The 21,593-nt window shown below is 55.0% G+C and carries 25 protein-coding genes, 1 tRNA gene and 1 pseudogene; 12 read left to right on the forward strand and 15 right to left on the reverse strand.

Going from position 1 to position 21,593, the window contains the following annotated elements:
- Window position 1: 1 nt before the first annotated feature.
- The 5 genes and pseudogenes from ACR0JR_RS14355 to ACR0JR_RS14375 form a co-directional block, all read left to right on the forward strand.
- Window positions 2-454, forward strand: coding sequence for an arsenate-mycothiol transferase ArsC (locus ACR0JR_RS14355; protein WP_010441093.1), 453 nt, complete (start codon window positions 2-4; stop codon window positions 452-454).
- 2 nt (window positions 455-456) lie between these two features.
- Complete coding sequence (locus ACR0JR_RS14360) at window positions 457-855, forward strand: ketosteroid isomerase-related protein (protein ID WP_480456712.1); 399 nt, start codon at window positions 457-459, stop codon at window positions 853-855.
- Entirely contained in the window at window positions 848-1,441 is a 594-nt protein-coding gene (locus ACR0JR_RS14365; protein ID WP_480456713.1) for a GNAT family N-acetyltransferase, read from the forward strand. The genes ACR0JR_RS14360 and ACR0JR_RS14365 overlap by 8 nt, the downstream gene beginning before the upstream one ends.
- 59 nt (window positions 1,442-1,500) lie before the next feature.
- Window positions 1,501-2,178: an SOS response-associated peptidase gene (locus ACR0JR_RS14370; protein ID WP_480456714.1), complete on the forward strand. Its 678-nt coding sequence runs from the start codon at window positions 1,501-1,503 to the stop codon at window positions 2,176-2,178.
- A gap of 136 nt (window positions 2,179-2,314) precedes the next feature.
- A pseudogene (locus ACR0JR_RS14375) lies at window positions 2,315-2,485 on the forward strand (hypothetical protein); the annotation flags it as partial.
- Window positions 2,486-2,487: 2 nt separating this feature from the next.
- On the opposite strand, the gene ACR0JR_RS14380 reads toward ACR0JR_RS14375, so the two are convergent.
- Entirely contained in the window at window positions 2,488-3,111 is a 624-nt protein-coding gene (locus ACR0JR_RS14380) for a DnaJ domain-containing protein (protein ID WP_010441101.1), read from the reverse strand.
- 107 nt (window positions 3,112-3,218) lie between these two features.
- On the opposite strand from ACR0JR_RS14380, the gene ACR0JR_RS14385 reads away from it, so the two are divergent.
- Window positions 3,219-3,473, forward strand: coding sequence for a BolA family protein (locus tag ACR0JR_RS14385; RefSeq protein ID WP_170776227.1), 255 nt, complete (start codon window positions 3,219-3,221; stop codon window positions 3,471-3,473).
- 252 nt (window positions 3,474-3,725) lie between these two features.
- A complete protein-coding gene (locus ACR0JR_RS14390; RefSeq protein ID WP_480456715.1) occupies window positions 3,726-4,982 on the forward strand; it encodes a molybdopterin molybdotransferase MoeA in 1,257 nt (418 codons plus the stop codon).
- Here the strand turns inward: ACR0JR_RS14390 and ACR0JR_RS14395 are convergent.
- The 10 genes from ACR0JR_RS14395 to ACR0JR_RS14440 form a co-directional block, all read right to left on the reverse strand.
- Window positions 4,966-5,511, reverse strand: coding sequence for a GNAT family N-acetyltransferase (locus tag ACR0JR_RS14395; protein WP_319545316.1), 546 nt, complete (start codon window positions 5,509-5,511; stop codon window positions 4,966-4,968). The genes ACR0JR_RS14390 and ACR0JR_RS14395 overlap by 17 nt on opposite strands.
- Window positions 5,508-6,062 (reverse strand): helix-turn-helix domain-containing protein, encoded by a 555-nt coding sequence (locus ACR0JR_RS14400; protein WP_480456716.1) that lies wholly within the window; start codon window positions 6,060-6,062, stop codon window positions 5,508-5,510. The genes ACR0JR_RS14395 and ACR0JR_RS14400 overlap by 4 nt, the downstream gene beginning before the upstream one ends.
- Before the next feature lie 115 nt (window positions 6,063-6,177).
- Window positions 6,178-7,194, reverse strand: a complete 1,017-nt coding sequence (locus tag ACR0JR_RS14405) for an extracellular solute-binding protein (RefSeq protein ID WP_480456717.1) — start codon at window positions 7,192-7,194, stop codon at window positions 6,178-6,180.
- A 375-nt stretch (window positions 7,195-7,569) separates the two neighbouring features.
- Window positions 7,570-8,769, reverse strand: a complete 1,200-nt coding sequence (locus ACR0JR_RS14410; RefSeq protein WP_480456718.1) for a pyridoxal phosphate-dependent aminotransferase — start codon at window positions 8,767-8,769, stop codon at window positions 7,570-7,572.
- Complete coding sequence (locus ACR0JR_RS14415) at window positions 8,766-9,428, reverse strand: TetR family transcriptional regulator C-terminal domain-containing protein (RefSeq protein WP_170780736.1); 663 nt, start codon at window positions 9,426-9,428, stop codon at window positions 8,766-8,768. Before ACR0JR_RS14415 ends, ACR0JR_RS14410 begins: the two co-directional genes overlap by 4 nt.
- Before the next feature lie 165 nt (window positions 9,429-9,593).
- Complete coding sequence (locus ACR0JR_RS14420) at window positions 9,594-10,853, reverse strand: TRAP transporter large permease (protein ID WP_170780735.1); 1,260 nt, start codon at window positions 10,851-10,853, stop codon at window positions 9,594-9,596.
- Window positions 10,850-11,383 carry a TRAP transporter small permease gene (locus ACR0JR_RS14425; RefSeq protein WP_480456719.1) on the reverse strand — a complete coding sequence of 178 codons (534 nt, stop codon included), beginning with the start codon at window positions 11,381-11,383 and terminating at the stop codon, window positions 10,850-10,852. The genes ACR0JR_RS14420 and ACR0JR_RS14425 overlap by 4 nt, the downstream gene beginning before the upstream one ends.
- A 63-nt stretch (window positions 11,384-11,446) precedes the next feature.
- On the reverse strand, window positions 11,447-12,376 hold the full coding sequence (locus ACR0JR_RS14430) for a TRAP transporter substrate-binding protein (RefSeq protein WP_480456740.1): 930 nt from the start codon (window positions 12,374-12,376) through the stop codon (window positions 11,447-11,449).
- 70 nt (window positions 12,377-12,446) lie between these two features.
- Complete coding sequence (locus tag ACR0JR_RS14435) at window positions 12,447-12,989, reverse strand: 3-hydroxyanthranilate 3,4-dioxygenase (RefSeq protein ID WP_480456720.1); 543 nt, start codon at window positions 12,987-12,989, stop codon at window positions 12,447-12,449.
- Between the two features lie 95 nt (window positions 12,990-13,084).
- Window positions 13,085-14,038 (reverse strand): dihydrodipicolinate synthase family protein, encoded by a 954-nt coding sequence (locus ACR0JR_RS14440; RefSeq protein WP_480456721.1) that lies wholly within the window; start codon window positions 14,036-14,038, stop codon window positions 13,085-13,087.
- A 146-nt stretch (window positions 14,039-14,184) separates the two neighbouring features.
- On the opposite strand from ACR0JR_RS14440, the gene ACR0JR_RS14445 reads away from it, so the two are divergent.
- From ACR0JR_RS14445 to ACR0JR_RS14455, 3 genes are all read left to right on the forward strand, one after another.
- A complete protein-coding gene (locus ACR0JR_RS14445) occupies window positions 14,185-14,958 on the forward strand; it encodes an aspartate dehydrogenase (RefSeq protein WP_480456722.1) in 774 nt (257 codons plus the stop codon).
- 2 nt (window positions 14,959-14,960) lie between these two features.
- Window positions 14,961-15,905: a LysR family transcriptional regulator gene (locus ACR0JR_RS14450; RefSeq protein WP_170475947.1), complete on the forward strand. Its 945-nt coding sequence runs from the start codon at window positions 14,961-14,963 to the stop codon at window positions 15,903-15,905.
- Window positions 15,906-16,009: 104 nt separating this feature from the next.
- Window positions 16,010-17,440 (forward strand): NAD-dependent succinate-semialdehyde dehydrogenase, encoded by a 1,431-nt coding sequence (locus ACR0JR_RS14455; protein ID WP_480456723.1) that lies wholly within the window; start codon window positions 16,010-16,012, stop codon window positions 17,438-17,440.
- 83 nt (window positions 17,441-17,523) lie between these two features.
- Here the strand turns inward: ACR0JR_RS14455 and ykgO are convergent, their stop codons facing one another.
- Entirely contained in the window at window positions 17,524-17,649 is a 126-nt protein-coding gene (gene ykgO / locus ACR0JR_RS14460) for a type B 50S ribosomal protein L36 (protein WP_005648635.1), read from the reverse strand.
- 90 nt (window positions 17,650-17,739) lie between these two features.
- Window positions 17,740-17,814 (reverse strand) — tRNA-Val (locus tag ACR0JR_RS14465).
- A gap of 150 nt (window positions 17,815-17,964) precedes the next feature.
- On the opposite strand from ACR0JR_RS14465, the gene ACR0JR_RS14470 reads away from it, so the two are divergent.
- Complete coding sequence (locus ACR0JR_RS14470) at window positions 17,965-18,837, forward strand: N-formylglutamate amidohydrolase (RefSeq protein WP_480456724.1); 873 nt, start codon at window positions 17,965-17,967, stop codon at window positions 18,835-18,837.
- Between the two features lie 2 nt (window positions 18,838-18,839).
- Here the strand turns inward: ACR0JR_RS14470 and ACR0JR_RS14475 are convergent, their stop codons facing one another.
- Entirely contained in the window at window positions 18,840-20,093 is a 1,254-nt protein-coding gene (locus ACR0JR_RS14475) for a DNA polymerase IV (RefSeq protein ID WP_480456726.1), read from the reverse strand.
- An 89-nt stretch (window positions 20,094-20,182) separates the two neighbouring features.
- Here ACR0JR_RS14475 and ACR0JR_RS14480 point away from each other — a divergent pair, with 89 nt between their 5' ends.
- Window positions 20,183-20,575, forward strand: a complete 393-nt coding sequence (locus ACR0JR_RS14480) for an NUDIX hydrolase (RefSeq protein WP_170780726.1) — start codon at window positions 20,183-20,185, stop codon at window positions 20,573-20,575.
- A gap of 280 nt (window positions 20,576-20,855) precedes the next feature.
- Here the strand turns inward: ACR0JR_RS14480 and pyrF are convergent, their stop codons facing one another.
- Window positions 20,856-21,560: an orotidine-5'-phosphate decarboxylase gene (gene pyrF, locus ACR0JR_RS14485; RefSeq protein ID WP_170475935.1), complete on the reverse strand. Its 705-nt coding sequence runs from the start codon at window positions 21,558-21,560 to the stop codon at window positions 20,856-20,858.
- Between the last annotated feature and the right edge of the window lie 33 nt (window positions 21,561-21,593).

Here is a 21,593-nt window from a genome sequence, read left to right on the forward strand (position 1 = left end):
GGTGACGTCTCTGCCGCAGTCCATTCTGTTCTGTTGCGACCACAATTCGGTTCGGTCCCCCATGGCCGAAGGCATCATGAAGAAATTTTATGGGACTGGCACCTATGTGCAATCCGCAGGTGTCCACGGTGATCTTGATATCGACGGCTTCTGCATAGCTGTCTGTCAGGAGATCGAAGTCGAGTTGTCCCGCCACCGTTCGCGATCATTCGACGAGATGGAGGAATGGGGCGACGATCTCAGCTCGTTTGACCTGATTGTGGCCCTATCGCCAGCCAGCCAGAGAAAGGCGCTGGAACTGACCCGGTTTTTTCACCTCGATGTCGATTATTGGCCAATTATGGACCCTACCGGATTAGGCGAATCCCGCGAGGAAAAGCTACGTCACTATCGACAGACCCGCGATCAGATCATCTCGCATCTGAAAGACCGCTGGGGCGAACCGACGGAGTGATCATGAACCCGACTGTAAAAACCTATTTTGATGCCTTCAATGCGGGTGATGTGGAAGGCATGTTGGCCTGCCTCTCCGATGACGTGGCCCATCATGTGAACGAAGGTCAGATACGCGTCGGCAAAGAGAAATTTGCCGCCTTCTGCGCCCATATGAACCGTTGCTACCGCGAGAACCTGACCGATATTGTGATCTTCGAGACCGAGCACGGCGCCCGCGCCGCCGCCGAGTTTATCGTCAACGGCACCTATCTGGAAACCGATGAGGGGTTGCCTGATGCGCATGGCCAGACCTATCGCCTGCCTGCGGGTTCGTTCTTTGACCTCAGGGATGGTAAGATCACACGCGTGACGACCTACTACAATCTTGCTGACTGGACCAAACAGGTTTCGAATGGCTGAGATCACGGATGTCCGCCCCTTGACCGGAGCGGCACTTGAGGCTGCGCTGGACGATGTGGCGCGCCTGCGGATCGAGGTGTTCCGGGTCTGGCCATATCTCTATGATGGCGATTTGGCCTATGAACGGGAATACCTGCGATCCTATCGGGATAGTGACAGGGCCATCGTTGTCGGTGCCTTTGATAGCGACAGGTTGGTCGGCGCCTCGACCGGGGCACCCCTGACCGATCATGCTGACGACTTCGCCGCAGCCTTTGCGGAGACGGATCTGGACCTTTCAAACATCTTCTACTGCGCAGAATCCGTGTTGTTGCCGCGCTACCGAGGACAAGGCGTAGGGCATAAGTTCTTTGACCTGCGCGAGCAACATGCGCGTGCGTTGGGCTTCACCAAATGCACCTTCTGCAGCGTCCAGCGCCCCGATAACCACCCGATGCGACCCGCCGATTACCGTCCGCTTGATACCTTCTGGCGCGCGCGGGGATACACGCCGTTACCGGGGGTGGTAGCGCAGTTCTCGTGGAAGGATGTGGGCGAGGAGTTTAAAAACCAAAAACCACTGCAGTTTTGGATTCGTGATCTGTAGAATGCTTGAGGGTAAGCTACCCACTTGCCCCGATTATCGCCACCCAATACCATCGTACCATGTGTGGTAAGTTTGCAGCCGGTCACCTGACGCAGCGCGAGATGTTGGCGATACTCGAGAATTTTCTCTACGGAAAAGTTTCGCCTCATTTGCCCGACCAGTTGCCAACAGGCGGTTATAATGTTTCCCCGACCAATCAGATCGGCATGATCCGGTGGGCGAATGGTACCGCAGAACTGACAACCGCACGCTGGCAGTTGAAGGACCCGCGTAGCGCGAAGCCCGTCATAAACTCGAAGATTGAAAATGTAAGTTTCTGGCAAGATTACTGGGACAACGGCCGCTGCTTGATCCCGGCGTTGGGGTACTATGAGTGGCCAAAAGACCAGGGCCATGATTGCCCGGTCTTTATTACGGTCAAGCGCAACGCACCTACCATGTTCTTCGCCGGTTTTGTTCGAACACAAGACGGAAGTCACAATTGTTCGATTCTAACCCGTCAGCCAAGCCCGCAGATTGCCCATATTCACAGTCGTATGCCGGTCATCCTGACGCCTGATGAGATTGAAAGCTGGTTGTCGGGGGTAACGACACCTCAGGACGCTCAGAAATCGCTAGGAGCAGGTTACGAGGGTCGCTTCGCATTTCACAGCGTAAGACCGATTAAGCGCGATAGCGAAGGCGAAGAAATGATCGATCCATATTCCCCGCCGGTCCAGACGGCGTTCGATTTTTAATTGAATCAATGCGTAAGTGGCCGTCCGGTGAACCTGTCTGGTTATTATGAAGCGGATTTTACTGTGTGCTGCTAAGGCGTAGAGCTTTGCGATACGGCGAGTGGCTTGCCCGTGCCATCCATGATAAGCAAGCAAACGCGGCGCTGAGTACCCAGCCGAACACAATGTCTGGCACCTCTACGCCGCCAGACCCGATTTGGCGACGTTCTACAAGTGGATTGATCCTACAAACAGCATGTATCCGGGAATCGGAAAATGTCGCGAAACAATCATTATTCGTGAACCAAGCCGAACCGCTCCCGCATAACCTTACTTGAAGCTGCGGCTGTCCTTGATTTGGTCCCAAGCCCAGACGACCTCTTGCAACTGTTCTTCCTGCGACCGGTCACCACCGTTCATGTCGGGGTGCAGCACCTTGATCAGTTTCTTATAAGCCTTCCGGATTTCAGCCTTGGACCAGCTGTCCTGAGCTTCGAGAATCTCGATCGCGCGACGTTCGGTGGGGGGTAGGCGCCGGCCGCCAGAGTTGGCACGGCCGGGGTTCTTGGTGGCGTTTTCGCCTAGAACCTGATGCGGGTCCTCGATGCCCAGGCGTGCCCATGCTCGTGCTTCGGGGTCACCCATAGGTTTGGTCTCACGCTCCCACACTTTGTCCTTCGAGCGCTGTGCATTCAACTCGGCCTCGGTGGTGCCGTCGAAGAAATTCCATTTCTGGTTATATTCGCGCACGTGTTGCTGGCAGAACCAGAAAAAATCATCCAGAACATCCGGTGCCTTGGGCGCGCGGAACTTGCCGGCCTCTTCGCAACCCTCGTGATCGCAGATTCGCACCGAAGTTTCGGACGCACCCGACATGCCTCGGCGCCCGCGCGGCTTCTTTTTCTTAGCGCTGGACACGGACATATCGAACCCGAAGGGATCTGACTTTACCATCTGCACAACCTCACGAAGGCATCTTTTCGACTCGGAGGCAGCAGTTTAATCTAAGCAGCTGAAAGTAGAAGAGGGGAACGGCAATTTATTTGCCGTTGAGCAAAAAAATGAGCGTGACCGACGAAATCCGTAACCGATTGCAGGCAGCATTTGATCCGACTGAGCTTGATGTAGTCGATGACAGCGAAAGCCACCGCGGTCATGCAGGTTATCAAGAGGGTGGAGAGAGCCATTTCAACGTTCGCATCCGGTCTGAAGCCTTCGCTAGCCAGTCTCGTGTTGCCCGCCATCGCGCGGTTCATAAAGCGTTGGGAGACATCGTGCCGCGTATCCATGCGCTGGCGTTGGATATTGATGTATAGCGGTCAAAACCTCGGGCGTAGGCAAATTTGCGCGAGTCCGAATTTGATTGACCCGCCAGAATCGCGAACTGCAGAGCTAGTATGATTGGGTCGGCTTGGCACACAGCCCACTTTCAGAGGCAAAATAGCTGATCTCGAATTCATTGCAGATTTAACCTCGATCAAAGAACTGCAATTCATCGCTCTTTAAATTCGCCACGTCGTTCTCTGGCCTGCCAGAGCGATCGGAGTAATGGATTAAGAGGGCTCAAAATGGCTGATGGGTGTGATTGTGACCGTAATGCTCTCATATATCAAACCGTGGATGCGGCCTTAACCCTTGGCCTGTCGATCGCGCACCCAGTTGGTAACACTGAATCCTTACCGCTGCAGCAAGCGATCGGGCGTGTTCTGGCCGAGGAGTGTTACAGTAGGGTCGACATGCCAGCCTTCGACAATTCGGCCATGGATGGATACGCCATTCGGACTGGTGATCTGGACGAAGGGACTGAGTTTGAATTGCCGATAGGCGGGCGAATGGCCGCCGGTGATAGCGGAATGCACAACGCACCAGTGGGCAGCGCCTTGCGTATTTTTACCGGCGCTCCGGTTCCAACGGAGTTTGATGCCGTTCTTATGCAAGAGGACTGCAGTGTAATCGCAGACCGCGTCCGATTTTCTCGTCGGCCCAAGCCCGGTCAACACATACGCCGCACGGGCGAGGATTTACAGGTCGGGACCCAGATTCTGTCCCGCGGATGTGAGATTACGGCGCGCGAAGCTGCCGTACTGGCGTCTTCTGGTCACGGGCGCGTCAAGGTATATCGCAAACTAAGGGTGACAATTTTTTCGACTGGCAGTGAGTTGCGCGAGCCGGATGAAGTGCTGGGCCCCGGCCAGATTTACAACTCCAATCGGTATATGCTGTTGGCTTTGTTGAACAAGCCGTGGATTGATTTAACGGATTGCGGCCAGATCGAAGATGACCCCAAACTTCTGAAGCGCGTGTTGGAGGAGGCTTGTGAAACGTCTGATCTAATCGTCACCACAGGTGGCGTTTCGGTGGGGGATGAAGATCATATGCCTCGCCTGTTCAAGGAAATTGGCGGTGAGACTGATGTGATGAAGGTGGCAATGAAGCCGGGCAAGCCAATCATGTTCGGGCGCCGTGGGGATGCGCTATATGTTGGGCTACCGGGCAATCCAGTATCTGCTTATGTCACATGGCAGATCATCGGGTCGCACATAATGGCGCGGAAGGCAGGATTGAGCCACACTCAGCCGGTAAGCGAGCAAGCTGTTCTGGCAGAGCCATTGCAACGCCAAGCAGGTAGGCAGGAATATCGGCCGGTGCGGATTGAAGGCACATCACCAGAGGGGACTCCGCAGTTGCGATGTCTGGCGGCATCCTACAGCGGGCGGGTGGCATTGCTGGCGCAGTCCGACGGGTTGGCGGTAATCCCGGCAGAGATCGCGAACTTGCCTGAAGGGCACCGGGTTGAGTTTTTGAGATTTAACCGACTGTTTTGACGACCGGTAATAAGCTCAGGTCCTTAAACATATAGGTTGTGGGTTCCAGTCGATTTTCGAACGGGTTGCGGCAATAGTTCGGAATTTCGCCAGAGATTTGAAAACCCAGCGACTGGTACAATACCCGTGAAGGATCGGAGCTACGGGTATCCAGAACCAGTAAGGATTTTTCCAGTTCAACCGCCCGTGCTTCCAAAGCGGTCATCAGGGCGCGTCCCAGCCCACGGCGGCGCGCATCGGGGTGGACCAGCAGTTTGGCAACATCTGCACGATGGGGCTGGTTTGGCATTGTGGCTTGAATCAATTGCACTGTACCTTGAATGCGTCCATCACCATAGGCAACGAACAGATCGAGCGTGCCTTGGCGCAGGCCGGGGCGCACCCGATCCCGCCAATAAGTAAGGGCGGCTTCGTGTGAAAATGGCAGGATGAAACCTATGCTGGAACCGGTATGCACGCACCGATGAAGGATATCCGACAAATCCTCCAGTGCGGCATCGAAAAAGGCCTCGGACAAGCGCGAGATCATATTAGCACCAGCAGATAACGCGCGCCTCGTTTCGCCCCGGTTTCAAACCGCGTGGGTCCGGACAAGTGATAGCGCAGACAGTCGCCGCCGCTGAGTGCGTGGCGCACTCCGTCTACTGTCAGCGCCAATTCGCCGTCCAGAACAATCAGATGATGTTCCTGCCCCGGTTTGGGTGGTGTCTCGTAGTTTATGACGGTTTCGCGGGGCAGATGGCCCTCCATCACTTCACCGCTGAGCCCCGTCGCCGGAGGCGAGACCGACCGGCGCGTAAAACCGCTTTCGGCGTCGTGCCATTCGGGTTGCTTTTCAAAAGGCACCTTAGGGTCGAAACTGTCCTCGACCATCATCAACAAGCGCGACATCGGCAAGCTGTAAGCCGCACATAAACGTCCAAGGGTTTCGGCGGTTGGGCTAACATCACCATTTTCCATCCGCGAAAGGGTGGCTCGGCTGATACCGCTTTGGTCCGCCAGTTGTTCAAGCGACCAGCCACGGCCCTGACGCAGCTCGCTCAGACGTTTTGCAAGGCGGTTTGAGAGGTTGTCTAGCATTGATCAAATATGGGAATCAGTTTCATAATTGAGAATTATGCCAAAAATAATGTAGTGCGCAACAAAAAAGGGCGCGGAATATCCGCGCCCTTAACTGCTCGGGTTGCCAGATAACTTACTTCCAGCCAACCTCATTAAAGATTTTTTGGGCCTCGGGGATGTTCTTGGCGACTTCCGAAAGGTTCACCTCATCCGCTTTGAAATTACCCAACGCTGCAACGTTGTCGGCCAGTGCTACACCTTCGACCGCTGGAAACTCATCGTTTCCGTTTGAAAAATATACCTGGGCCTGATCGCTTGCGAGATATTCGAGGAACTTGATGGCGTTCTCTTTGTTCGGCGCGTTCACCGCGACACCTGCGCCCGACAGATTCATATGAGCGCCCTCGGCGTCTTGAGCCGGGAACTGCACGCCGATCATATCGATATCTGCGCTCAGGCCTTTTACGTCTTTGCGCATAGCACGAGCAAAGTAGTAGGAGTTTGAAACAGCGATCTCACACTCGCCGGAAACGATACCGCGCAGCTGGTCGGTGTCACCGCCCTGTGGCTCGCGGGCCATATTGGCGACAACGCCTTCGGCCCATTTCTTGGCTTCTTCCGCACTGTGGTTGGTGATGATCGACGCCAAAAGTGTCTGGTTATAAGTGTTGCTTGACGACCGTATACAGATCAGTCCTTCATACTCTGGCTTGGCCAGTTCCAGATAAGTGGCTGGGGGATTGGCAACGTCGGCCTTGTCGTAAAAGATGATCCGTGCGCGCTGCGAGAATCCGTACCACTGATTGTCCTGATCCTGCAGATTGGCCGGGATGCGTTCTTCCAGCACTGCACTTTCGATGGGCTGCAGAATACCAGCATTCTTGGCGCGGGCCAGACGTGACGTGTCGACTGTTAGAAGGATATCGGCAGGTGAATTCGCACCTTCAGCTTCCATCCGCGCGATCAACTCATCTGCTTTGCCTTCAATGCGGTTGATGGTGATGCCGGTGGCGTCTTCGAAGTCAGAATACAGGCGCTCATCAGTGTCATAGTGGCGCGAAGAATAAAGGTTCAGCTCACCTTCGGCTGCAGCCGAGGTGGAGATCAGAGCCGTCAAGGCGACGGCGATACATGTGGAGGATTTCAGCATGATGTGTCCCAACATTAGAATTCGGTGCGGGTGCTTACCCGACTGAAATAGTCAATTAGATGATTTGGCAGGAGATGCAAGCAAATCCGACAAAATTACTTGGTCAAATTGTCGCCGCGCCGGAAGGCTTAAGCGGCAAAGCATCGGATACTGCAATTGAGTTGCCGGCGCAGTCATTATTCGGAGTGAACCGCGTAGGCTCTGCGCGTCCCATTTTATGTCAAATGTATGGGTGATCACGTGCCCTCTGGCCGCAGCCGAGACCAATTCAAGTGACATAGTCCTATCTGTTGGGGCTAAATCAAACTTGTAGAACCACCTAAGACCAACCGCTTTAGAGCTATGCTGTCATGAACATTTTTTCAAATGCGGCGTCTAAGCGTGCCTTGCTCCGATGCGTTCGCAGGTTAACAAATTAGCGTGGTCCACAATACGGCTGACCGCAATGGAAAATTTGGCATCACTGATAGTCAGCGCGACACGTACCCAATCGTTCAAGCCGTCGCCAAAGGCTGATCCGGGCATGACGGCCACGCCAGCTTGCAATAGGTCCCAGGCGTAGGCCTCTCCGTTTAGACCAGTGGCTGAGACGTTGATAAGTGCAAACATCCCTGCCTCTGGCCGGTGCACTGTCAGCTTCGTTTCGGCGCGCAGTTGCTCGGCCAACAGGGTGGCGCGCGACGCAAATCGTTCAGCCATATCAGGGGCCACTTCGGATCCGCTTCGGATCGCTAGTTCTGTCATGTCTGCAATAAAAGGCTGGTTCCCGAACAGCATGGTTTCGGAAAAAGGTAGCAAAGCCTCACAAAATGAGACGGGTCCGACACACCAACCGCTGCGGAACCCCGGGGCCGCATGTGATTTCGAGATCGAAGAAACCGCGATAACGCGATCAGCCAGATTCGACATAGCTAATGGCGAAACAAATCTCGCGCCTTCATAGACGAGTTCTTCATAGACTTCGTCTGAGATAATCCACAAATCATGTTTGATCGCCAATTGTCCAATCTCGGCAATGTCTGCCTCGGTCAGAATTGCACCTGTGGGGTTGTGTGGTGTGGTTAGTAAAATCGCGCGACTGCGCGATGTTATCCGCGGCGCGATGTCCTGCGCCTGCATGCGAAATCCGCATTCAGGTCGAAGCGGAACGGGCACCACGTCAGCGCCAGACGCGCGAATAACCCCTTCGTAAGTCGCATACATCGGGTCCCCGACAAGAACCTCGTCTCCGGTCTGAGCCACCCCGGCCATTACTGCAAACAATGCGGTTTGGGTTCCGGGGAAGCACAAAACATTCTCAGGTTCAAAAACTCGCCCTCGGTTGGCTGTGTAGCGTTCGGCAATCGCTGTAAGTAAACCAGGTTCACCGTGGCCATTGGAATACCCAGTGCGCGCAGCCCTTAGCGAAGATACGGTGGCTTCAATCAGTGTATCTGGAACAGGGACGTCTGGTTCGCCAATTGTCATCTCGACGATATCCGCACCAGTTTTGATAAGCTCTCGTGCTTTCAGGTGTACACCCCATTTCGCCCCTCCCAAGTTGGCGAGCCGTTTAGTTACGTCAGTGGTTCTCAAGGCTGCCTCATATCTTTGGTTAACGGAATTCTGATGATCGCACTGATCGCTGTCAGCCCAATCTGCGCTAGTTGCCCATCAGAGAAAGCGTCCGGGATGGCGCCACCTTCAAGCCAAAGCCCATCAAGTACCGCGTTGCAGGCGATCGCTAGTTGAGTTGCCTCGGATGCTTTGACCGTGTGTCCGGATTCGTTCAATGCCGCGACGATCAGTTTCTCAAGTTTGTCGCGAAAATAGGTATAGGTCTGTTGGTGGATACACTGCATTTTGGGGTCATGGAGTACCCGGTTCAGAAAACCGGCCCATAACGCTATGGCAGCTGGATCAACTACCGGAGGCTGTAGTGACGCAGTCACAAAATTGGTTAGCTGAGACACCGCGGTCCCATCACCTGCCGCGGCTGTTGTTTGATCGGTCAGAGCGTTCATGTGATGTTCATAAGCGGCCTGAATCAGTTCTTCTTTCGATAAGAAATAATGCCGGATCAATCCCTGCGTAACGTTTGCGCGAGCGGCAATTTCGCGGACAGTTGCGCCGTGTAAACCTATCTCCGCAATCAGGTCCAACGTCGCCTGAATCAGGGCTTCACGTCGAGATTCGGCGGATTGACGCGTGAATTTCCGACCTTGGGTTATCATTTCCAATCCATGAAATGCCATTGTTATGCAGTTGTATAATTATGAATACTATTGATTATCGCAAGGTGATTTTAACCAAGGATTGGATCAAGAATGGGCGGCTATTCTTGTAAAAATCGTTCTGCGGTACACGGGGTTGGAAACGATGATGAGCCACCCAACAAAGACCTAACCGGGTAGAACGGGCTATATCAAAGCCGTCGACAGTATTGGAGCGTAGCTCAGTAGGATCAGAACGGTGGCAACTGCGATTAGAAAGGGCCAAAGAGATTTGAGAATAGCCCCCGGGCTCGTGCCGCTCATTGAGGAAGCGATGTAGAGGCCGATTCCGACAGGTGGTGTCAGCAGGCCCAGAACCAGATTCAGGCAAACGACAACACCGAATTGATATGGGCTGATATCATAGGATCCGGTTGCGATGGGCAAAAGAATGGGTGTGATCAGAATGATCGCTGCGATGCCGTCTATGACCATTCCAACCAAAAGCAGGGCGAGATTGACGATCAGCAGAAACAGAAACGGATCGGATGTAATTGAGGTGATCAAACCGGCCAGATGTTGGGGGATTTCTTCGTAGATAATAACCCAGCCGAAAACGCTGGCAGCGGCGATCATGAACAGGATCATTGACGCGTTTGAGGCGGTTCTTTTGAACATCTCGCCCAGGTTTTGAGGTTTAAGATCGCCGTAGATCAACCATCCGACCAGAAACGCGATCAGTGAGGCGATGGCGGCGGATTCGGTTGGCGTGGCGATGCCGAACAGGATGCCTCCGATGATCGAAACAGGGATCAGTAGGGCGGGCAGGGCAGCGATCAGAGCGCGCATCGCGTCGCCACGTGACATCCAGACGCCCTTGGGAAACTGCTGCGACCACCCAATCAAAGTGATCACCAGCGCAAAGGCCCCGGCCAGCAGTAGACCCGGAATGATTCCTGCGATGAACATGTCGCCGATCGGGATCTGAGCCAGAACCCCGAAGATGACAAACATCATCGAGGGCGGAATGACGGGCGCCAGCAGGCCTCCCGCCGCTGTGGTCGCGGCGGCAAAGCCTTTATCATAACCTTCTTCTTCCATCGCGGGGACCATGGCGCGCGACATTACGGCAATCTGCGCGGTGGCAGAGCCAATGATGGCGGCCATGAACATGTTGGCTAACAGGTTGATATAGGCAAGCCCACCTCGGAACCCGCCCACAAAGACACGCGCCAAAGCAACCAGGCGACGCGTCATGCCGCCTTCGTTCATCAGCTCTCCGGTTAACATGAACAGGGGGATCGCCAGCAGGCCATAATTCTCCAGCCCGCCAAACATCTTCTGGGCAAAACTGTCATAGAGAACAGTATTACCGCTCTCCCAGATGTACCAGATCGCCGTAATTGCAAGAACGATGGCGACGGGAACCGACAAAAGCAGTGCGGCCAGAAAGACAATCGGGCTCATGATTGCGCGCCCTTAGTTTGCCAAGCCAGCAGGTGCATCGTGGAATGCAATGTGGCCCCCAGAGCGAACAGCCACATGACCAGCCAGAACAGATATTTCGGCAGCCCGAGGGTCAGGGTTGGCTCGGCATAGATGAAATTGAAAGTGTTGCCCTGAAAAGTCGCTGTATCGAATCCAGTGCGCGCAATGTCCAAAGGCAGGAACCAGCGCCAGCAGAAGTACAGCATCGCGACGGCGAAAACGAATACAACCAGATCCACCACCTTGCCGATGATTGCCCTGATATGAGGTGGTACCAGATCAACAACGAGCGTAATCGAGACCGAGTTGCGGTGATGCAATGCTGCTGATGCGCCTAGAAACGTCATCCAGACCATCGCATAGATCGCCAACTCATCCACCCAGAAAAGCGCGTTTCCAGCTGTGCGTGTCACCACGTTCAGCAAGATCAAAAGGGTCACGCAGACCGCCAAACCTGCGGCACACCACAACTCTACTCGCGCCCAGGCGGCTGACAGCCGGTACAACATCGCTGATCCCCTATGAAAAAGGGCGCAGGATCGACCTACGCCCTTTCCTTGATGTATTCACCTTTATTTGGTTTCTGCCGCAGTCGCCCGCAATGCGTCAAGGGATGAGGTTTTTTCCGACCAGATACCGTTCCATTCCTCGATGGCATCGCCGAAGAACGAGGCATCCACTTTCTTGTAGGCCTTGCCGGTTCCCTCGATCTGATCGAGCCACTTGGCCTCATTGGCGACATAGGCATCGATTGTGCTGTCCACATGCTTGGCCATCAGATCGCCAATCATTGCGCGATCTTCATCGGATAGACTGGCCCAGACCTTGGCCGAAACCAGACCGACCATTGGGAACATCATGTGGTCCGACTGCACGATCGTATCGGCGTGATCATAGTATTTCAGAACCCAGATCAACTCAGCATCCATGTCGATGGCATCGACCTGACCATTGGCCAGTGCGTCGTAGACCGCCGGCAGGGGCATCGGAGTTGGAGCAGCCCCAACTGCGTTGTAGAAATCAAGGATCGGTGTGAAGGGCGTGATCCGAAGTTTCAGGCCTGACAAGTCGTCGGCTGATGACACTTCACCCCGGCTGACGATCTGGCGCAGGCCAGCCATACCGTAACCAACGCCCACGACGCCAACCTGACCGGGCAGGGGCTCCAGCATTGTTTTGGCGGTATCGGAACGCAGGATACGCCCAGCATGGCCAATATCATCCGCCAGATAGGGGGCGTAAAACGCACCCAATTCTGGTGCGCGGTTCGATACCTCGGCCACCGTCATGAACGCCATGTCCAGCGCACCGGTCTGAAGTTGCTGCAACATCTCGGCCTCGTTCCCTAACTGGCGGGCCGGGAAAACCGAAACGGAATGAGCGCCACCGCTGGCTTCATTCAACTCGGCCCCAAAGGACTCTGCTGCTTTGGTCCAGATATGCGGGGGTGGAGTAATCAGGCCCAGACGGAATTCATCTGCATGGGCGGCCAGCGATGTCATAGCAAGCGCGGCTGCAGATGCGGCGATCTTAGCAAAATGTCTCATGTGTTTCCCTGTTTTATTGTTGGTGTCAGAGTGTGACCCAGCCTTCTGGTGGCTCTTTGCCCGGATGTACGGTCTGGCACGGCGGGCATGTTCGGTCTTCTTCCGATGCATAGAATTTTTCGTAGGCCGGCGGCAAGTCTTTGACGATAGACTGCAGTTGCATCTCGGATCGATGAACGAGCGATCCGCACTCAAAACAGTACCACTCGATAGCGTCCAGCTCACCTGTCTGCCGTTTGGGTTCTATAACCAACCCGATGGAGCCTTCCTGAGGGCGCTGCGGAGAATGACGCACATGGGGCGGCAGCAGGAAAATCTCGCCCTCGCGGATCGGGACGTCGTAGAACTCATTCCCATCAAACAGTTTCAATACCATGTCACCTTCTAGCTGGTAGAAAAACTCCTCGACCGGGTCGTCATGGTAGTCGGTCCGCTTGTTCGGTCCTCCAACCACAGTGACCATCAGGTCGGCATCTTCCCAGATCTGTTGATTGCCGACAGGCGGTTTCAGCAGGTGACGGTGTTCGTCGATCCATTTCTGAAAGTTGAATGCTCTTAACTTCGACATATCCGGCTCCCTGTTAGTAGAAGATTGGCCTGTTTTTCCATAACCGCAAAGAAATTATCTGCATTTAGATATCTGATTTGCTTATATCTATCGGGCTAAACCTTAAGTCCGCTTTCTTCGAACCCATTGCGAATGATCTCTTTTTCGGCCTCTGTCAGTTCTAACATCGGGGGCCGTACACGCCCGCCAGTTTGTCCCAATAGTTCCTGCCAGTATTTGCCAAAGGCGGTGGGTTTGTCCGCAGGTCGGGTACGCTTCATTGCGTCCCGCACTGGGTTCAGGCTGTCGAACACCTTGCGTGCTTCATCTGCTTTGCCCGCAAAGGCCAGCCGAGTGTATTCATTCATCCGCTGGTCGTTTTTGCTCTGCAACAGGTAGGGTGGTGACGAGCACAGGTACAGTTTCCAGTTCAGTTCGAGGATGTTATCCAGCCACTCATGTTCGGCTGAGGTGGAGACTTGAATCTTGTCGCCGACCATATGGGTCAGCTTCACGTACATCTCGCGCGGGACCGAGTATTTGATCGCAACGATATTGGGCAGATCGGCAATCCGCGCGCATTCCTCGGGTTGCATGAGATATCCGCTGTCCGGATGGCTCCACATCGCGATTCCAATATCAAGCTCGTCGCAGAACCGTCTATAATACTGGTACAGAACCTCTCCGCGGTCCTGAACAAAACTCAGAACGGGCGCATGCAGAACGACGTAGTCGGCACCGCAATTCTGCGCATGGCGTGCCAGGTCCAGCGCTGTGTCCATGTTCTGATCCGAGACTGAAACGATCACACCGGCCCTGCCCGCACATTCATCGACGGCTACCTCAAAGTTTCGTTTGCGCTCTTCAAGGGTCATCGAAAAGAATTCGCCTTGTTTGCCCGCTACAAACAGGCCCTGAATACCCAGATCGTCAATCCAGTGCCGAATATTCGACCTCAACCCTGCCTCATCGAGCGTAAGGTCGTCATTGAACGGATTCAGGGCTGCTGCCCAAATTCCTGTCATATGTTCGCGCGCAAAGGCTTTTGCATCGTGCTTGGAGTATTTCATATTAGACGGGCCTTCCGGTTGACCGCACCATGAAAGCCCGATCATTCCACCTGATCCAACGCGAAATCCGGGAATTGGGTATCGGAAAATAGAATATCCATGGATTATCAATTTAGAAAACTTTAGCGCTGGAGTAGACTTGCCACATGAAGATCGGATTGATTGGTAAAGGCGCGATTGCGCAATATGTTTCGAACGCGGTTCAGGCCCGGGGACATTCGGTTTGCGCGGTGCTGGTGAGATCGGGCAGCGTTTCGCAAAATCCGGAACTGTTTGTAGATTCGGTTTCGAATCTCACGGCGAATACGGAACTGGTGATTGATTGCGCGGGCCATCGGGCACTGGTGGAGTACGGGCCTCAGATTCTGGCTTGCGGCGTCGATCTGGTTACCGTTTCCATTGGCGCACTGGCGGGTCAGAGGGTGGCAGATGCGTTGGCATCGGCCGCACGGGAAGGTGGGGCAAAGCTGCATCTGGCCAGCGGTGCGATCGGAGCGCTCGATTGCCTTAGTGCCGCCGCGACGGGCAAGCTGGAAAAAGTCACCTATGTCGGGCGGAAACCGCCACTGGGCTGGATGGGTTCACCGGCAGCGGACAAACTGGACCTAGAGGCTCTGACAATCGCGGAAACGCATTTCAAAGGCACCGCCCGAGAGGCTGCACTGGAATATCCCAAAAACGCGAATGTTGCGGCGGCGGTTGCGCTGGCAGGGCTGGGTTTCGACCAAACGCAGGTCCGTCTGATCGCTGACCCATCGATCACGCGCAACATCCACGAGATCGAAGCCGAAGGCGATTTCGGGCAGTTCCATTTTAAGATCATCGGAAATTCCCTGCCTGACAATCCGCGCAGCTCAGCACTGGCCGCGATGAGTGTCATCTCGAAACTCGAAGAGATTTCAAGTCCGGTCGTACTCTGATCATGGTGGGACGTCATTCACGCATCGTCGACCGCGCCCTGACTCGGCTGAAATTGCGTCAGTTGCGCTTGCTTGTTGCCGTAGGCGCACACGGCAATATCCAGAATGCCGCGCGCGAGCTGGGCATTTCGCAACCCGCCGCTACCAAGATGATTCAGGATCTGGAACTAGACTTTGAGGTCAAACTATTCAGCCGAACCAATCGCGGTGTCATCCCAACTGTGTTCGGAGAGACCCTGATCCGTCATGGCAAGCTGATCTTTGCACAAGTCTCAAACGCAGCGCAGGAACTTGATGACCTGAATGAAGGAAATTCGGGGCGTGTGGTTGTGGGTACTCTGCTCGCCGCCTCGACCAGCCTGCTGCCAACGGCAATTGAAATATTGTTGGCCGATCGCCCGAACGTGGCAATCAAGATCAATGAAGGCACGAATGAAGTTCTGATGCCCCGATTGCTGTCAGGTGAAATCGATATGGTGGTAGGACGTCTGCCCTCGCACCGACACCGTGACAAGATCAGACAGGAGAAACTGTTCGAGGATCACATACTTGCAGTTGTTGGCAATCAGCACCCCCTTGCCAGGCGTAAGAACATCTCGTTTGCCCAGACCAAGCCTTTTGGCTGGATTGTGCCCCCATTGGAAACCACACTCAGACGACAGCTCGACCATTTCTTCGTTGGTCAGCAACAATATGTGCCGCCGGTGATGATAGAATCTGTGTCCTATCTAACCAACCGGGCTTTGCTGCAATCGCGCGATTTGATTGGGCTTATGCCGGCCGAAGTTGTCTCGCAGGACGTTGCCCACGGGTATCTGACACCGTTGGATTGGGACGTACCCTTTGGTCAGGGGCCCATCGGAGTTTCATTTCGTGCCGATGCCGATCTGTCCCCGGCAGGCCGGGCGTTCAAAGCCGCGCTACACCAAGCAGTGCAACAGAAGTAGGATCAGGTATTCGCCAATTTGATATCAGTATTCATCCAATTCACTTGAAGTAATGTCAGCCATTGCATGAGTTGAAAGGGTCCTAATTCGGAGGCATCAATTACATGTATCCTGAGCTTAAGCTGTTCATCGCAGGAAAATGGCGCACGACCAGCCAGGATCTGCCTGTCGTGAACCCGGCGACCGAAGAAGAAATCGCGCGTCTTCACTGTGCGTCCAAAAGCGATCTGGATGATGCGCTTGATGCGGCTGTCAAAGGCCTCAAGATCTGGAGCCGCACCGCACCACGCGAACGTGCTGATACGATCCTGCGTGCTGCTGCACTGATGCGGGAACGTCAGGAGGAGATCGCTCAATCCATCACTTTGGAACATGGCAAACCGCTGAAACAGGCCCGACTTGAGGTGATCCGAGGGGCCGAGTTCTTTGAGTGGGACGCGGGCGAAGCAATGCGCACCTATGGACGGATCATACCCGCTGCGCCGGGTAATAAATTCGCGGTACATCACCAGCCCATCGGTGTGGTCGCCGCGTTTTCACCTTGGAACTTTCCTATGAGCCAGCCGGCACGGAAAATCGCTGGTGCGCTCGCCTCAGGTTGTTCGATCATCTTGAAAGCGGCCGAAGAAACACCGGCGGGTGCGATCCATATCGCAAAGGCCTTTGACGACGCTGGATTACCTCCGGGTGTGTTGAATCTTGTGTTCGGCAACCCAGCAGAAATCTCTGGCCACTTGATCCCGCAGGAACCGATCCGGCTTGTGGCTTTTACCGGTTCGACAGCAGTGGGCCGCCATCTGACCACGCTTGCGTCCGAACATATGACGCAGGTGCTGATGGAACTGGGCGGCCATGCGCCCGTAATTGTCTGCGAAGATACCGATGTTCGGGCGGCAGGTGTATCAAGCGCGGTTCGAAAGATGCGCAACGCCGGGCAGGTCTGTACATCACCGACTCGGTTCTTTGCCCATGAAAGCATCTTCGATGCGTATTCAGACGCGTTGATCGAACGCGCCGCTGCAACTGTTGTCGGCAACGGGATGGGCCAAAATGTTGAGATGGGGCCACTGGCCAATGATCGCCGGGTACATGCATTGACAGAACTGGTGGAAGACGCCCGCGCAAAGGGCGCGACGGTTGCGACGGGCGGAGCCAAACATGGTGACAAGGGCTACTTCTTTCAGCCCACGGTCCTACTGAATGTGCCCGACAATGCCCGTATCATGCAGGAAGAACCTTTTGGTCCGGTGGCGGTAATCAATCCGGTCACTTCATTGGATCATGCGATTGAGCAGGCAAATTCGGTGCCTTATGGATTGGCAGGTTATGCCTTCACCAATCGTGCAGATTATATCGACCGTTTGATCGATGAGGTCGAGGTGGGCAATCTGTCGATCAACACGCTCGAAGCCTCGATGCCCGAAACGCCTTTTGGTGGTGTGAAGTCCAGCGGCTATGGCCGTGAGGGCGGAACCGAAGGGTTGGAGAACTACATGACGGTCAAGCATGTCTGGCACTCGGCCAAACTCTCTTAACCCAGGCGTCGCACAAATCACTTCACCCCTAAACAAAAAACCGCGCTCAAAGGCGCGGTTTCTTATTCGGATATGTGCAGTTTTTAGCCCTGACGAGCTTTGAACTTGCGCTGCGTCTTGTTGATCACGTAGACGCGGCCTTTGCGACGCACAACCCGGCAATCACGGTGCCGGTTCTTGAGCGAGCGGAGCGAGTTCTTGACCTTCATGGTCTGTCTCCAATCTGCGGCGCCTTCATCAAGGACGTGGCCAGCGCCTGGGTTAATCGGGTGCCCCGGAAATCCGAAGCAGTGAATTCATGGTGGGCGGTACAAGGATCGAACTTGTGACCCCTTCGATGTCAACGAAGTGCTCTACCGCTGAGCTAACCGCCCATGAAACCGCCGCTTGGCCTACCCCATAACGAAATGGGGCGCGGAACCCCGCGCCGGTAGCGGGGTCTATAAAAGGAGTCGTTAGGGGGATCAAGGGGTTTGGCAGAACTATTTTCCGGTCTATGTTCAATGCGAACGAACGGAGAGCCCATGCCCAACGCCGCGACCAATGCAGCCTATGTTCTGGATATGCCCGCAGAGCGTACCTCATGCGTGGTATTTGCCTCTCCGCATAGCGGTCGGGCATATCCCGCATCGCTGCTTAAACGGTCTGTACTGAACCGTAAAATGATTCGGTCTTCCGAGGATGCCTATGTCGATCAGCTATTCGTCTCGGCCCCGGAATCCGGAGCGCCATTCCTCGCCGCAGCCATGCCACGCGCCTATCTGGACCTGAACCGCAGTGCAGATGAATTGGATCCGGCGCTGATTCAGGGCGCGCGCCGTCACGGGCACAATCCGCGTGTGGCTTCGGGGCTGGGCGTAATACCCCGCGTGGTCGCCAATGGGCGCGCGATTTACAGTGGTAAGCTGACGATGGACGAAGCGCGCCTGCGGATCGACACTTACTGGCGGCCCTATCACCAAAAACTGAAATCCCTTCTGTCCGAATCGCATGAGATGTTCGGGCAAGCGATCCTGATCGATTGCCACTCGATGCCACATGAGGCGGTCGCAATGGCCGGCGGCTCTGGCGGTACGCGCCCCGAGATCGTTCTGGGTGATCGGTTTGGTGCTGCTGCTTCGGGGGTGATCGTCGATCAGATTGAATCTGCATTCACAGATGCGGGTCTGAATGTAGCTCGTAATGCGCCTTTCGCAGGGGCCTATGTTGCCCAAACCTATGGCCGCCCAACCCGGCAGCAACACGCAATCCAGATCGAGATCGACCGCTCTCTTTATATGGACGAAGATACAATTCAGCCAAACGGCAACTTTGAGTCGTTCCGTGAGGTACTCCGGCAGGTCACCGGCAAGATTGCCTCCATAGGGTCCGAGCCGCTGTCGCTGGCTGCCGAATAACCTTAGCGCAGCGCGCGTCCCTTAACGATCGCATCACTACCAAATCGGCGGCGAATATCGTCTGTGGCCCGCTCAGCCTGGGATCTGCGTGTGGCACCGGGATCCAGCAAATCACCCGAAATATCGGCCTGATCCTCGGTGCACAAATCGGATAGGCCACATCCAAGCAGGCGATACGGACCCTGATCCCCAACCTGATCGAACAATCCGCGCGCCGTGCGATATATCCTGTCCGCGATCTGTGTCGCGTCGCGCAACGACACGCGCCGGGTAATGACTTTGTGATCGGCTTGTTTCAGTTTCAGCGTCACAATCCGACCCGCCAATCCCTTGGCTTTGGCACGATCGGCCACTTTTTCGGACATGCGCCACAGGTGTCCGTCTAATATTTCGATGCTGGCGGTGTCTTCAAAGAACGTGGTCTCGTTGCTTATCGACTTCATCGGTTCATGCGCAGAGACGCGCCGCTTATCCTGCCCTCGGGCCAGATGCCATAAGCGATAGCCCATCGATCCGAACCGGGCGGTCAGTGCCTCCTGATCCCAGCGCAGAAGATCGGCAAATGTTCGAATTCCTGCACGATCCAGCGATTCCTGCGCTGCCGGGCCAATTCCCCAGATCAACCTCACAGGTTTATCGCGCAAAAACTCAGCTGTTTCAGCCTTGCCGATCACCGAAAACCCGCGCGGTTTGTCCAGATCTGAAGCGACCTTGGCCAGAAACTTGTTGTGGCTAAGACCGATTGAGCCGGTCAAGCCAAGTTCATCCTTCATTCGTCTGACCAGCCGTGCCAGCATTACAGCTGGTGGCGCACCATGCAGTCGTTCAGTGCCCGACAAGTCCATGAACGCCTCATCCAGTGAAAGCGGTTCCACAACAGGCGTCAATTCGTCCATCATCTCCCGGATTTGGCGTGAAACGCTGGCATAAACCGACATGCGCGGTTTGATCACGACCGCATCGGGGCACAGCTGAAGTGCCTTGAACATCGGCATCGCTGATCGCACGCCGCGTATACGCGCGACATAACACGCGGTCGATACCACCCCGCGCTTCCCACCCCCGATAATCACCGGCTTGTCTGCCAGTTCGGGATTATCGCGCTTTTCGACAGATGCGTAGAAGGCATCGCAATCCATGTGGGCGATGGTTAGATCGAACAACTCGGGGTGCGATTTCGATCGTGGGCTGCCACAGTATGTGCAGCGCTTGCTCTGCTCTATTTGATTTAAACAATCGCGACAGATAGCAGGCATCACAGGTTCTTTCGGGCCAGTTTCGACTTGGCGAAGTCTCTGGGTCGGTTAGAATCTATCTCGATTGGGCTGGAATAAAAAGGGGATTGATGGATTTCACGGGGGCCAAAACTGCGCTGTTCCTCGGGGACGAATTGCTTGTGATTTTGCGAGACCAAAAAGATGATATCCCCTTTCCCGGGCATTTCGATTTCCCCGGCGGAGGGCGAGAGGAGGGCGAATCCCCTATAGAATGTGCATTGCGTGAGACGGTCGAAGAAGTTGGGCTGAACTTGTCGGAAACTGATCTTGTATGGTCCCGTCAATACGATCAAAGCTGGTTCTTTGTTGCCCGACGCCCAGCTCAGGACGTGCATCTTGTCCAATTTGGTGACGAAGGGCAGGGATGGTGCCTGATGCACCCTCAAGATTATTTGGCCGACCCACTTGCCATACCCAATTTCGTTGCCCGTCTAAAGGATTACCTGACCGAACTTGGGTAGTGGAAAAGGGTTGCTTGTTCTCAGAAGAAAGCCCCCCGCTGGTGCGGGGGGAGGAAACGGACCTCAGGAAGAGATGGCCCGTTGGGGAGTGTCTCAAGCCCAGAATCGCGCAAATTCGCCCATTTCGATACCTTCAAGCCAATCGTGCAATAAACTCGTATTTTTCATGTGTGTTTTCGGGCACAGGGGCGATTTGGCGCGGCTGCAGTGAAAATTGACGTAAGGTCAACTGGTTGCAGGTCGAACTTGTCCTCTATTCTGCATTAATCCGGTTGCTCAGTCAGTGCCGCGGCAAAGAAATTAGTTCGTTCAGAACGGCTTCTGCGGCGGCCCGTGGATTCTCCGCCTCATAGATCGGACGACCCACAACTATGTGGTCCGCGCCGTCTCCAATAGCGCTGGCAGGGGTTGCGACTCGTTTCTGGTCGCCATGTGCAGCGCCAGCCGGGCGCACTCCAGGCGTGACAATCAGACGGCCTTCGGCTTGGGGTAGGGCCCGGATCAGAGCAGCCTCCTGAGGGCTGGCGATTACGCCATCGGCCCCCGCCTCAAATGCCTTGGCTGCACGTTCAACCACAAGGTCCTGAACATCGCCCGCTTTCAGAAGGCTCGCATCCAAATCGTCCCTGTTCAGGGATGTCAGGACGGTAACCGCCAAAATCTTCAGGTCTTTGCCCGCTGCACCTTCCTTTGCGGCGCGCACCACATGCGGGTCGCCATGAACAGTGAGGAAGTCCAAGTCAAACTGCGCCAACCCACGCACCGCATTTTCAACAGTATTGCCGATATCGAACAGCTTCATGTCCAAAAATATGCGCTTGCCGTGATCCTGTTTAAGTTCGTTGGCCAATGCCAGCCCGCCGCCGGTCAGCATCCCCAGCCCGATCTTATAAAACGAAACAGCATCCCCCAGCCGCTCAGCCATGGCCAGACCCTGCAGGGCGTTTGGGACATCGAGGGCTACGATTAGGCGGTCATCGGACATAGGGGGCTCCTTTTTGGCAAACGTGTGCGTCCT

The organism is Ruegeria sp. AA3 (assembly GCF_056542905.1).